11 protein-coding genes are annotated in these 11,595 nt (G+C 67.4%); 5 read left to right on the plus strand and 6 right to left on the minus strand.

The annotated features are described in order from the left end of the window. Positions 1-61: 61 nt before the first annotated feature. The 4 genes from rplI to rpsF all read right to left on the minus strand — a co-directional run bounded on the left by rplI (position 62) and on the right by rpsF (position 1,796). Positions 62-508: a 50S ribosomal protein L9 gene (gene rplI / locus ACWGIG_RS30915; protein ID WP_453324989.1), complete on the minus strand. Its 447-nt coding sequence runs from the start codon at positions 506-508 to the stop codon at positions 62-64. 18 nt (positions 509-526) lie between these two features. Next, positions 527-763, minus strand: coding sequence for a 30S ribosomal protein S18 (rpsR, locus tag ACWGIG_RS30920; protein WP_003967857.1), 237 nt, complete (start codon positions 761-763; stop codon positions 527-529). 43 nt (positions 764-806) lie between these two features. Beyond that, positions 807-1,418, minus strand: a complete 612-nt coding sequence (locus ACWGIG_RS30925; RefSeq protein WP_453324990.1) for a single-stranded DNA-binding protein — start codon at positions 1,416-1,418, stop codon at positions 807-809. Positions 1,419-1,505: 87 nt separating this feature from the next. Then, on the minus strand, positions 1,506-1,796 hold the full coding sequence (gene rpsF / locus ACWGIG_RS30930; RefSeq protein WP_016644628.1) for a 30S ribosomal protein S6: 291 nt from the start codon (positions 1,794-1,796) through the stop codon (positions 1,506-1,508). Positions 1,797-2,062: 266 nt separating this feature from the next. Here rpsF and ACWGIG_RS30935 point away from each other — a divergent pair, with 266 nt between their 5' ends. The 3 genes from ACWGIG_RS30935 to ACWGIG_RS30945 all read left to right on the plus strand — a co-directional run bounded on the left by ACWGIG_RS30935 (position 2,063) and on the right by ACWGIG_RS30945 (position 4,728). Then, positions 2,063-2,377 (plus strand): hypothetical protein, encoded by a 315-nt coding sequence (locus tag ACWGIG_RS30935; protein WP_453324991.1) that lies wholly within the window; start codon positions 2,063-2,065, stop codon positions 2,375-2,377. Between the two features lie 120 nt (positions 2,378-2,497). After that, the gene (locus ACWGIG_RS30940) at positions 2,498-3,619 is read left to right on the plus strand and encodes a lipid II:glycine glycyltransferase FemX (protein WP_453324992.1); all 1,122 of its coding nucleotides are present in this window, start codon (positions 2,498-2,500) and stop codon (positions 3,617-3,619) included. Positions 3,620-3,696: 77 nt separating this feature from the next. Then, entirely contained in the window at positions 3,697-4,728 is a 1,032-nt protein-coding gene (locus ACWGIG_RS30945) for an alanine racemase (protein ID WP_453324993.1), read from the plus strand. A 115-nt stretch (positions 4,729-4,843) separates the two neighbouring features. Here ACWGIG_RS30945 and ACWGIG_RS30950 read toward each other — a convergent pair whose 3' ends face one another. After that, a complete protein-coding gene (locus ACWGIG_RS30950; protein ID WP_453324994.1) occupies positions 4,844-6,328 on the minus strand; it encodes a glycosyltransferase family 87 protein in 1,485 nt (494 codons plus the stop codon). Between the two features lie 246 nt (positions 6,329-6,574). Further along, the gene (locus ACWGIG_RS30955; protein WP_453324995.1) at positions 6,575-9,289 is read right to left on the minus strand and encodes a transglycosylase domain-containing protein; all 2,715 of its coding nucleotides are present in this window, start codon (positions 9,287-9,289) and stop codon (positions 6,575-6,577) included. A gap of 389 nt (positions 9,290-9,678) precedes the next feature. Between ACWGIG_RS30955 and ACWGIG_RS30960 the strand changes: the two genes are divergently transcribed. Together ACWGIG_RS30960 and ACWGIG_RS30965 are read left to right on the plus strand one after the other, a co-directional pair. After that, entirely contained in the window at positions 9,679-10,413 is a 735-nt protein-coding gene (locus ACWGIG_RS30960; protein ID WP_453324996.1) for a helix-turn-helix transcriptional regulator, read from the plus strand. Between the two features lie 49 nt (positions 10,414-10,462). After that, positions 10,463-11,545, plus strand: a complete 1,083-nt coding sequence (locus tag ACWGIG_RS30965) for an inositol-3-phosphate synthase (RefSeq protein WP_453324997.1) — start codon at positions 10,463-10,465, stop codon at positions 11,543-11,545. Positions 11,546-11,595: the final 50 nt, after the last annotated feature.

Below are 11,595 nucleotides of genomic sequence, written 5' to 3' on the forward strand. Positions count from 1 at the left end.
TCCCCGGGGGGATGCGGCCCTTCCTTCTGCTCAGACCTTCTCAGGCCGGGGCGTGCTGCACTCAGGCAGCAACGACCTCGACGCCGAGCTTCGCGGCCACGTCGTCGTGCAGACGCACGGAGACCTGGTGCGAACCGAGGGTCTTGATCGGGGCGCCGAGCTCAACGCGACGCTTGTCGACCTTCGGACCACCGGCGGCGACGATCGCGGCAGCGACGTCGGCGGGGGTCACGGAGCCGAAGAGACGGCCGGCGTCGCCGGAGCGAACAGCCAGGCTGACCTTCGTGCCCTCAAGCTTGGCCTTGATCTCGTTGGCCTGCTCGATGGTCGCGATCTCGTGGATCTTGCGGGCGCGGCGGATCTGCGCCACGTCCTTCTCGCCACCCTTGGTCCAGCGCAGCGCGAAGCCACGGGGAACCAGGTAGTTGCGAGCGTAGCCGTCCTTGACGTCAACGACGTCGCCGGCGGTGCCGAGGCCAGAGACCTCGTGGGTCAGGATGATCTTCATCTGTCGGTCACCCTTCCCTTATCGCGCGGTGGACGTGTAGGGCAGCAGCGCCATCTCACGGCTGTTCTTCACAGCCGTGGCGACGTCACGCTGGTGCTGCGTGCAGTTGCCGGTAACGCGGCGGGCACGGATCTTGCCGCGGTCGGAAATGAACTTCCGCAGCATGTTCGTGTCCTTGTAGTCCACGTACTGGGTCTTGTCCTTGCAGAACGCGCAGACCTTCTTCTTAGGCTTGCGCACAGGCGGCTTCGCCATGGTGTTTCTCCTGTGTGATCAAGAAGTGGGAGTTCGAGCTGCCTTAGAAGGGCGGCTCGTCCGAGTAGCCACCGCCGCCGCCACTGCCGCCGGAGCCGGAGTTGCCGGAGCTTCCGCCCCAGCCACCCCCGCCCTGCTGCGGCTGTCCACCGGCCGGCGCGCTGGAGGCCCAGGGGTCGTCGGAGGGAGCTCCGCCGCCCTGCTGGCCGCCACCGGAGCCGCCGCCCCAGTTGCCGCCGCCACCCTGCTGGCCGCCACCGCCGCCGTACCCGCCGCCCTGGCCACCGCGACCGGTGGTCTTGGTGACCTTGGCCGTGGCGGTCTTGAGGCTGGGGCCGACTTCCTCGACGTCCAGTTCGTAGACCGTGCGCTTGATGCCCTCACGGTCTTCGTAGGACCGCTGCTTCAGCCGGCCCTGCACGACGACGCGCATGCCTCGCTGAAGCGACTCCGCGACGTTCTCCGCCGCCTGACGCCAGACCGAGCAGGTGAGGAACAGGCCATCGCCGTCCTTCCACTCGTTGGTCTGCTTGTCGAAGATGCGGGGAGTGGACGCGACACGGAACTTCGCGACCGCCGCACCGGACGGGGTGAAGCGCAGCTCGGGGTCGTCGACGAGATTGCCGACGACCGTGATGACGGTCTCGCCTGCCATGGGTGAACCTCTCGGCGGGGATTGCTGCGGACTGCTGTGGTGCTGCTGGTGGGTGCTACTCGGACCCGATTAACGCTGAACCGAGGTTCAGTGCATTTCGGGGCGGAGGACCTTGGTCCGGAGGACCGACTCGTTCAGGTTCATCTGTCGGTCGAGCTCCTTGACGACCGCAGGCTCGGCCTGCAGGTCGATGACCGAGTAGATGCCCTCGGGCTTCTTCTTGATCTCGTAGGACAGACGACGACGGCCCCAGGTGTCGACCTTCTCGACCTTTCCGTTGCCCTCACGGACGACGGAGAGGAAGTTCTCGATCAGCGGGGAGACAGCGCGCTCCTCGAGATCGGGGTCGAGGATGACCATCACTTCGTAGTGACGCATGTGGAACCCACCTCCTTTGGACTCAGCGGCCACGGTCGTTCCGTGGCAGGAGGGTCGTGATGCGTACGCAACGGTATCGGCTGCCACTGACAATCCCGCGGGAAAAGACCCGCTGAGACGTTTAAGGCAGGGATGACACCGGTGCAGACCGTCCAGACTACCCGTAGAGAGGCTTCCGGTTGAAATCGGGCCGGGAGGGGACGCAATCTGTACACATCGGGGGTGAGCGGCGCTACAGTGCGCCGCCTTCTGCCAGGAGGTGCCTCATGGCACAGGCAATGCGACGCAGCTCGTCCATCTCTCTCTTCGCGACCGACGGGAAACCCCACCCGCTCCAGGACACCCTGATGGGGGTGACGCTGGTACTGGGCTTGCTGGCACTGGTGACGGCGATGTTCCACAACCTCCACCTGCTGAGTTCCTGGGCGGGACTGATCGGCATCCTCGTCGGCGGGTACGCGATGTTCGTGTCCGCGACGACCCGGGAGAGGTTCGTGACGATCCTCGGTCTGGGTGCCTCGGCCATCGGCTTCTTCCTCGGCATGGCACACGGCGGGCTCTTCGGGGGCGTCCTGGGCTGACACCTGCTCCGATCCCGGCCGGACAGGGCCGGGCGGGGCGCTCCTTCGGCCCAGTAGGCTTCGGCGCGAGAGCCGGAGCCCCTGACCCCATGGGGACACACCTGCCGAGGAGCGCCCCGCATGACGAGCCTGACCCTTCGGACCATCAGCCGAGAGCAGCATCTGGCGTACATCCAGAGCCTGCCCGCGGCGAGTCACATGCAGGTTCCGGCATGGGCCGACGTGAAGGCGGAATGGCGCTCGGAGAGTCTGGGCTGGTTCGACAGGACCGGTGAGCTGGTCGGCGTCGGCCTGGTCCTGTACCGCCAACTTCCCAAGATCAAGCGGTACTTGGCCTACCTGCCCGAGGGTCCGGTCATCAACTGGTACGCCCCGAATCTGGACGACTGGCTGCAGCCGATGCTCACCCACCTGAAGCAGCAGGGTGCGTTCTCGGTGAAGATGGGCCCGCCCGTGGTGATCCGCCGCTGGAACGCGGCGGCCATCAAGTCCGGCATCCAGGACCCGGATGTGAAGCGCTTGCGGGACGTGGAGGCCACCCACATCGAGCCGCGTGCCTTCGAGGTCCAGGACCGGCTGCGGAAGATGGGCTGGCAGCAGGGCGAGGACGACGGTGCCGGTTTCGGTGACGCACAGCCCCGCTACGTCTTCCAGGTGCCGCTGGCGAACCGGTCGCTGGAAGATGTCCACAAGAGCTTCAACCAGCTGTGGCGACGCAACATCAAGAAGGCCGAGAAGGCGGGTGTCGAGGTCGTCCAGGGCGGATACCAGGACCTGGCGGAGTGGCAGCGGCTGTACGAGATCACGGCGCTCCGCGACCACTTCAGGCCGCGCCCGCTGGAGTACTTCCAGCGCATGTGGTCGGCCCTCAACACCGAGGACCCCAACCGGATGCGGCTGTATTTCGCCCGCCACAACGGGGTGAACCTCTCGGCGGCCACGATGCTGGTGGTCGGCGGGCACGTCTGGTACTCCTACGGTGCCTCGGACAACATCGGCCGAGAGGTCCGGCCCTCGAACGCGATGCAGTGGCGGATGCTCCGCGACTCGTACGCGATGGGCGCCTCGGTCTACGACCTGCGCGGCATCTCCGACTCGCTGGACGAGACGGACCACCTCTTCGGCCTGATCCAGTTCAAGGTGGGCACAGGTGGCGAGGCCGCCCAGTACCTGGGCGAGTGGGACTTCCCCCTCAACAAGCTGCTCCACAAGGCGCTCGACGTCTACATGTCGCGCCGCTGATGTCCCGGCCCTCGCGGCCCTCGTACGTTTCATACCTCTGATACACCGCAGCAACGGGAAAGGTTCCGGACCGGCTCATGGCGCTCACTCTCTACGTCGACACCGCGCGCTGGCGGGCGCACCAGAAGTCCGTGATCGAGCAGTTCCCGGGCCTGGTTCCGGTCTGCAAGGGCAACGGCTACGGCTTCGGACACGAGCGTCTCGCGGAGGAGGTGACGCGCTTCGGCTCGGACATCCTCGCCGTCGGGACGACGTACGAAGCGGCCCGGATCAAGGACTGGTTCAGCGGCGACCTGCTGGTCCTGACCCCCTTCCGGCGGGGCGAGGAGCCGGTGCCGCTGCCGGACCGGGTGATCCGTTCGGTGTCGTCCGTGGACGGGGTGCACGCCCTGGTGGGTGCCCGGGTCGTCATCGAGTGCATGAGCTCGATGAAGCGGCACGGGGTGAAGGAGTCGGAGCTCGCGCAGCTGCACGCCGCGATCGAGGACGTACGTCTGGAGGGGTTCGCGCTGCATCTGCCGCTGGACCGTACGGACGGTTCGGACGCGGTCGAGGAGGTCATCGCGTGGATGGACCGGCTGCGTTCCGCGCGGCTTCCGCTGCACACGATGTTCGTCAGCCACCTGAAGGCGGAGGAACTGGCGCGGCTTCAGCAGCAGTTCCCGCAGACCCGGTTCCGGGCGCGGATCGGTACGCGGCTGTGGCTCGGCGACCACGACGCGACGGAGTACCGGGGTTCGGTGCTCGACGTGACGCAGGTGTCCAAGGGCGACCGGTTCGGCTACCGGCAGCAGAAGGTGGCGTCCGACGGCTGGCTGGTGGTCGTCGCGGGCGGTACGTCGCACGGGGTGGGCCTGGAGGCGCCGAAGGCGCTGCACGGGATGATGCCGCGGGCCAAGGGCGTGGCCCGGGCCGGACTGGCGACGGTGAACCGGAACCTGGCGCCGTTCGTGTGGGCGGGCAAGCAGCGGTGGTTCGCCGAGCCGCCGCACATGCAGGTGTCGATCCTCTTCGTGCCGTCCGATGCGACCGAGCCGAAGGTGGGCGAGGAGCTGGTGGCTCACCTGCGGCACACGACGACGCAGTTCGACCGGCTGGTGGACCGCTGAGTCCCTCCAGGACGTCATGTTTCACGTGAAACAGTGACAAGGGCCGCCCACACGGAATCGTGCGGGCGGCCCTTTCTCGTACGGCGGGTCGGTCGGGTCGCTCGGGGCAGTCGGGTCAGTCGGACGCGGTACTGCCGCTCCGCTGGGTGCCCCACTGGACGCGCGGCCCCTGGACCTGCTGCACCGTGTACGTGGGCCGGCGGGCCTCCTGGCTGAGGGCGAAGGCGTCCGGGGCTCTGTCGAGTACGCCGCCCGAGGGGTCGTCGGAGCCGTCGCGCCGTACGACGTCCCGTTCGGGCAGGAGGATGTCGCGGACGACCACCGCGCACACGTACAGCGTGCCCAGCAGGTGCAGAACGATCGCGAGTTGGTATCCGTCGGTGGGCAGCCCCTGGTGCTTGTCGCCGCTGGTGGTGAAGGCGAGATACATCCAGATCCCGAGGAAGTACATGACTTCGCAGGCCTGCCAGACCAGGAGATGGCGCCAGCGGGGCAGGGCGAGGGCGGCGAGGGGGACGAGCCACAGGACGTACTGCGGGGAGTAGACCTTGTTGGTGAGGATGAACGCGGCGACGACCAGGAAGGCGAGCTGGGCGAAGCGCGGGCGGCGCGGGGCCGCGAGGGTGAGCCAGGCGATGCCGGCGCACAGCAGGACCATCAGCAGGGTGGCATAGGTGTTGACGTCGTCGACCTCGAAGGACTTCCCGGTGCGCTGCGTGATGATCAGCCAGAAGGAGCCGAAGTCGACCTGTCGTTCCTGGCTGAAGGTGTAGAACTTCTTCCAGCCCTCGGGCGCCAGGAGCATGACGGGCAGGTTCACCAGCAGCCAGGAGCCCGCGGTGCCGAGTGCCGCCGCTCCGAACTCCCGCCATTTCCCGGCCCGCCAGCAGAGCAGGAACAGTGGCCCGAGGAGCAGTACGGGGTAGAGCTTGGCGGCGGTCGCCAGCCCGATGAGGATGCCGAAGGCGAGCGTCCTGCCGCGTGACCACATCAGCATCGCCGCGGCGGTCAGGGCGATGGCGAGGAGGTCCCAGTTGATGGTGGCGGTGAGGGCGAAGGCCGGTGCGAGGGCGACGAGGAGTCCGTCCCAGGGGCGCCTGCGGTGGGTGCGGGCGACGCAGACGGCGATGACGACGGCGCAGATCATCAGCATGCCGCAGTTCACGAGCCAGTAGATCTGCTCGCGGTACTGGAGGGTGCCGCCGGCCGGGGTCAGCCAGGAGGCGACTTCCATGAACAGGCCGGTGAGGACCGGATATTCGAGGAAGTTCATGTCGCCGGAGAGCCGGTCGAAGTAGGGCAGCAGGTTCTCGGAGAAGCCGCGTCCGACGAACAGGTGCGGGATGTCGGAGTAGCAGGCGTGGGTGTACTGGGAGCTGGTGCCCTGGAACCAGGCCCAGTTGTAGCAGGGCAGTTTCTGCACCATGCCGAGGGCGAACATGCCGATCGCGGCGAGCGCGACGACGCGCACCGGCGTGAGCCGACTGCCGCCGAGTCTGGCCCACCGGCCGATGGGCCCGCCGATGAGTTCACTGCCCGCGGCGGCGACTTCGTCCTGCCGCGTGGGGGGTACGGGCCGGTCCTCGTGCACGCTCGTCATGCGGGACATCCTGCCGTACGGGTGTGAGCGCGGCGGGACGGACGGCTTGGACCGGACATCGGCCGGTACCTGGGCCCGGCCAGGCACTGCCCGACACGGCCGGCCCGGCCCGACACGATCTGGTCCGCCCTGCACGCCCCGGTCGGCCCGGACACGGCGGAGGGCCGTCGCACCGTACTGCTCGGTGCGACGGCCCTCCGGACCGGCTGTATGGCCGGGCTTGCACGGCCGGGGTACTGCCAGGGGCTACTCGGAGCCTCCGATGAGGCCGCCGCCCCCGTTTCCTCCGCCGTTCCCGTTGCCGCTCGGGCCGCCGTTCTGACCGCCGTCGGGCGGCGGCTGGGTCTCCGTCGGCGGGCGGCCCGGATCGCCGCCGTTCTGGCCGCCCTGGTTGTCGCCCGGATCGCCGCCCTGGTGGCACTCCCAGTCGAAGGGGTCGCACTCGTCGCCGCCACCGCCGGGCGTCTGCGAGGGGGAAGTCTCCGTCGGGGGCGGAGGCGTCTTGGAGGGCTTCTCCGTCGGCTTCTCCGTCGGCGCCTGGGTGGGCGGTGCGGTCGGTGTGGGCTCCGGGCTCTTGGCGCCGCCGCCCCAGACCGTCTCGCCGATGGGCTCGGGGACGGGGAAGGTGGACGGAGCCTTGCCCTTGAGGGCGTCGACCATGTAGTCGTGCCAGATCTGGGACGGGAAGGACGCTCCGTGGATCTTCTTCTCGCCGCCCGTGTTGAACATCTCCAGGAAGGCGCGCTGCTTGTTCTCCGCGTTGTCGTCCAGCCGGTACATGTCGATGGCGGTGGACAGTTCCGGCGTGTAGCCCACGAACCAGGCCGACTTGTTGCCGTCGGTGGTGCCGGTCTTGCCGGCGACCTCACGTCCGGGGATCTTCGCGTTGGAGCCGGTGCCCTTGTCGACGACGTTCTTCAGGACTTCGGTGACGTTGTCGGCGACGTTGGAGGGAATCGCGTCCGGGGTGGACTTCTTCTTGTGCTGCCAGATGGTCTCCCCGCCCTTCAGCACCTCCTTCACCGAGTACGGCTCGTTCTGCTCACCACTGGCGGCGAAGGTGGCGTACGCACCGGCCATCCGGATGGCGCTCGGGTCGGAAATGCCGATGGAGAAGGAGGGGTTCTCGCCTCCGGCGAGGCTGGACTTCAGGAGCCCTGCGTTCACCGCGGTCTCGCGCACCTTGTCGATGCCCACGTCCATGCCGAGCTGCACGTAGGGCGAGTTGGCGGAGACCCGCATCGCCTCGCGGAGGTCGATGGGTCCGTAGGACTCGTGGCCGTCGTTGGTCTGGAGCCACTCCTCGTCCTTCTCGTTGCGCCAGATCGACCCGTTGTACTGCTTGATCTTGAGCTTGTCGTCGCCGTTGTAGACGCTCTTGGGGGAGACGAGGGTGCGCTCGGTGGAGTTCTGGACCTTGGGCCCGCCGGGGTCGCGCTTGCCGTGCTGCATGGCCGCGGCCAGTACGAACGGCTTGAAGGTCGAGCCGACCTGGGCACCCGTCTGGTCGGCGTTGTTGGTGAAGTGCTTCGTGGCGTCCGTACCGCCGTAGACGGCGACGATCGCACCGTCCTTGGGGTTGACCGAGGCACCGCCGAACTGGACGTGTGTGTCGTACTTCGGGCGCTTCTTCGGGTCGATCTTCTTGTCGTAGACGCTCTTCACGGCCTTCTCAAGCCGCAACACCTTGGCTTTGTTGAAGGTGGTGTAGATGCGGTAGCCGCCCTTGGACAGCTCCTCGGCGTCGATGCCCATGTCGTTCTTGTTGATGAGGTTGGCCTTGGCCAGATCCACCAGATAGCCGATCTGGCCGCCCAACTGGGCGTTCTTCTTCAGCGGCTGGACCCTGGGGAACTCCGGATACCTGCTCCGCTCAGCCTGGGACAGGCTGCCGTCCTTCACCTCTTCGTTCAGGATCCAGTCCCACCGCTCCTTGGCCCGGGCCTTGTTCTTGGCCGGGGTGGCCTCGGGGTCGATGGCCGTCGCGCCGGCCGGGTCGAAGTAGGTCGCACCCTTGAGAACAGCCGCCAGGAAGGCGCACTCGCTCGGGTCGAGCTTCTCGGCGTCCTTGTCGAAGTACGCGCGGGCAGCGGCCTGGAGGCCGTAGGCACCACGTCCGTAGTACGAGACGTTGAGGTAACCCGCCATGATCTTGTCTTTGGGAACCTTGTCGCCGACCTTGATGGAGATCAGGAGTTCGGTGACCTTGCGCGTCAGGGTCTGTTCCTGACCGAGCATCGAGTTCTTGACGTACTGCTGGGTGATCGTCGACCCGCCCTGGGTGTTGCCCCCCTTGGCCATGTTGGCGACGGCCCGCAGGATGCCCATGGGGTCGACCCCGGGGTCCTTGTCGAAGGTCTTGTTCTCCGCAGAGATCACCGCGTTGCGCATGGCTTTGGGGATCTTGTCGACCGCCAGCTCCTGACGGTTGATCTCACCGCCGGTCGCCACCATGGGTGTCTTGTCGTCCCAGTAGTAGACGTTGTTCTGCGCCCTGGCAGCATCGTGGACCTTGGGCACTTCGACCCAGGCGTACGCGATGCTGCCCGCCGCCATCAGCGCGCCGACGAAGCCGATGCACAGCCCCGTGACCTGCTTCCAGGACGGCACGAACCGCTTCCACCCGTACTTCATGGAGCGCGGGTAGTCGATGAACCTCTTCTTCCGGGGTTCTCCGCCCCTTCCGCGGCCACGCCCGGGACCCTCTTGGCCGCCCCGGCCGCCACCGCCTCCGCCTCCGCGGCGTCCTCCTCCGCCACCACCCCGCTGGGCGGCACGGCGTGCCTCTGCCCTCCCTCCGTAGGAGGGTTCCTGGCCACCGTACGAACCTGACGGCGTCCCTGCGGCAGAGCCGTGGGACGACGGGGCCGCACGGCGACCCGAAGGCTGTGGGGCGGCTTTCCTGGCCGCGGCACGACCGCCACCTTGCGGTTGCGGAAGCTTGCGACGGTGCTCGCTCATCGAACGACTACTCCTCGGGCAGGCGAGTTCGCCTGGAAGCGGCAGTTGAGTTCCGGTCCCCCCGAAATGCGGACGCGCCCTCCCACAGGCCCGCCCTAGCTACCCCCGGGAAACCGACGCCCCCTTGCGTCACGCGGCTCCCGGTGTTTTGCATGCCGCACAGACTACGCACGCTCAAAACCCTCCCAGTGCCGATGTTCACCTCAAATCAGGCAAGTCGCGTCCCACGAATTGATGATGTGACGCCGTTCACCATGACTGGCCTTGTCGCGGACGTGCGGCCGTTCTATCGTCTGGATGTATCGAGTCGATACATCGGCTCGGCATAAGTTCGACATAAGTGCAGGACAGCGGGCGGGACTTACCACGGACGGCAGGGGAGGCGAAGGATGAGCAGACGCTCCGGCATCCTCGAATTCGCCGTTCTCGGCCTGCTCCGCGAGTCCCCGATGCACGGGTACGAGCTGCGCAAGAGGCTCAACACCTCACTGGGGGTCTTCCGGGCCTTCAGCTACGGCACGCTCTATCCGTGCCTCAAGTTGCTCGTCACCAACGGCTGGTTGATCGAGGAGCCGGGCAGCGCCCCCGAGGACGCGCTCGCCGCCTCGCTCGCAGGTCGCCGAGCCAAGATCGTCTACCGGTTGACGGCGGACGGCAAGGAGCGCTTCGAGGAGCTGCTCTCGCACACCGGCCCGGACTCCTGGGAGGACGAGCACTTCGCGGCCCGTTTCGCCTTCTTCGGGCAGACGGAGCGCGAAGTACGGATGCGGGTCCTCGAAGGACGCCGCAGCCGGCTGGAGGAACGCCTGGAGAAGATGCGGGCCTCCTTCATCCGCACCCGTGAGCGCCTGGACGACTACACGCTCGAACTGCAGCGGCACGGCATGGAGTCCGTGGAGCGCGAAGTGCGCTGGCTGAACGAGCTCATCGAGAGCGAGCGGGCAGGCCGGGATCAGCGCCGGTCCGACGGCGATCCCCTTTCCGGCCCGCCGCACGACACCACGTCGTCCGGCAGCACCCCCGGTGACCGCACATCGGGTGACCGCACATCAGGTGACACGGACGGCCTGCCCCGGCATCGGGGTACCACCCCGCCGGATCCGTCCGACGACACCGCCAACTGAAGCCTGCACTCCGCAGGCCTCGTCGAGAACACACAGGGAGCAACCGTCAATGGGTTCCGTTCGCGTAGCCATCGTCGGCGTGGGCAACTGCTCTGCGTCGCTGGTCCAGGGCGTCGAGTACTACAAGGACGCTGACCCGGACAGTCGCGTGCCCGGTCTGATGCACGTCCAGTTCGGCGAGTACCACGTCAAGGACATCGAGTTCGTGGCCGCCTTCGACGTCGACGCCAAGAAGGTCGGCCTGGACCTCGCGGACGCCATCGGCGCCAGCGAGAACAACACCATCAAGATCTGTGACGTGCCGTCCACCGGCATCACCGTCCAGCGCGGCCACACCCTCGACGGTCTGGGCAAGTACTACCGCCAGACCATCGAGGAGTCGGAAGCGGCCCCGGTCGACGTCGTCCAGGCCCTGAAGGACACCCGGGCCGACGTCCTGGTCTGCTACCTGCCGGTCGGCTCCGAGGACGCCGCGAAGTTCTACGCGCAGTGCGCCATCGACGCCAAGGTCGCCTTCGTCAACGCGCTCCCGGTCTTCATCGCCGGCACCAAGGAGTGGGCGGACAAGTTCACCGAGGCGGGCGTCCCGATCGTCGGCGACGACATCAAGTCGCAGGTCGGCGCCACCATCACGCACCGCGTCATGGCGAAGCTGTTCGAGGACCGCGGTGTGCGCCTGGAGCGCACCATGCAGCTGAACGTCGGCGGCAACATGGACTTCAAGAACATGCTGGAGCGCGACCGCCTGGAGTCCAAGAAGGTCTCCAAGACGCAGGCCGTCACCTCGCAGATCCGCGACCGCGACCTGGGTGCCGACAACGTCCACATCGGTCCGTCCGACTACGTCGCCTGGCTCGACGACCGCAAGTGGGCGTACGTCCGCCTCGAAGGCCGCGCGTTCGGCGACGTCCCGCTGAACCTCGAGTACAAGCTCGAAGTGTGGGACTCCCCGAACTCCGCGGGCGTCATCATCGACGCCGTGCGCGCCGCGAAGATCGCCAAGGACCGCGGCATCGGCGGCCCGATCCTCTCCGCGTCCTCGTACTTCATGAAGTCCCCGCCGGTGCAGTACTTCGACGACGAGGCCTACGCCAACGTCGAGAAGTTCATCAAGGGCGAGGTCGAGCGCTAGGCTCCGCCACCGTCTTCCACGAGGAGGGTCCCCGGGCAGCAGATGCCCGG

Source organism: Streptomyces sp. NPDC054863 (genome assembly GCF_053610825.1).

Excerpts from the sequence above, each read along its gene's own strand:
- rpsR (WP_003967857.1), bottom strand. The coding sequence starts at position 763 with ATGGCGAAGCCGCCTGTGCGCAAGCCTAAGAAGAAGGTCTGCGCGTTC.
- ACWGIG_RS30935 (WP_453324991.1), top strand. The coding sequence starts at position 2,063 with ATGGCACAGGCAATGCGACGCAGCTCGTCCATCTCTCTCTTCGCGACC.
- ACWGIG_RS30940 (WP_453324992.1), top strand. The coding sequence starts at position 2,498 with ATGACGAGCCTGACCCTTCGGACCATCAGCCGAGAGCAGCATCTGGCG.
- ACWGIG_RS30955 (WP_453324995.1), bottom strand. The coding sequence starts at position 9,289 with ATGAGCGAGCACCGTCGCAAGCTTCCGCAACCGCAAGGTGGCGGTCGT.
- rpsF (WP_016644628.1), bottom strand. The coding sequence starts at position 1,796 with ATGCGTCACTACGAAGTGATGGTCATCCTCGACCCCGATCTCGAGGAG.
- rplI (WP_453324989.1), bottom strand. The coding sequence starts at position 508 with ATGAAGATCATCCTGACCCACGAGGTCTCTGGCCTCGGCACCGCCGGC.
- ACWGIG_RS30945 (WP_453324993.1), top strand. The coding sequence starts at position 3,697 with ATGGCGCTCACTCTCTACGTCGACACCGCGCGCTGGCGGGCGCACCAG.
- ACWGIG_RS30925 (WP_453324990.1), bottom strand. The coding sequence starts at position 1,418 with ATGGCAGGCGAGACCGTCATCACGGTCGTCGGCAATCTCGTCGACGAC.
- ACWGIG_RS30960 (WP_453324996.1), top strand. The coding sequence starts at position 9,679 with ATGAGCAGACGCTCCGGCATCCTCGAATTCGCCGTTCTCGGCCTGCTC.
- ACWGIG_RS30965 (WP_453324997.1), top strand. The coding sequence starts at position 10,463 with ATGGGTTCCGTTCGCGTAGCCATCGTCGGCGTGGGCAACTGCTCTGCG.
- ACWGIG_RS30950 (WP_453324994.1), bottom strand. The coding sequence starts at position 6,328 with ATGACGAGCGTGCACGAGGACCGGCCCGTACCCCCCACGCGGCAGGAC.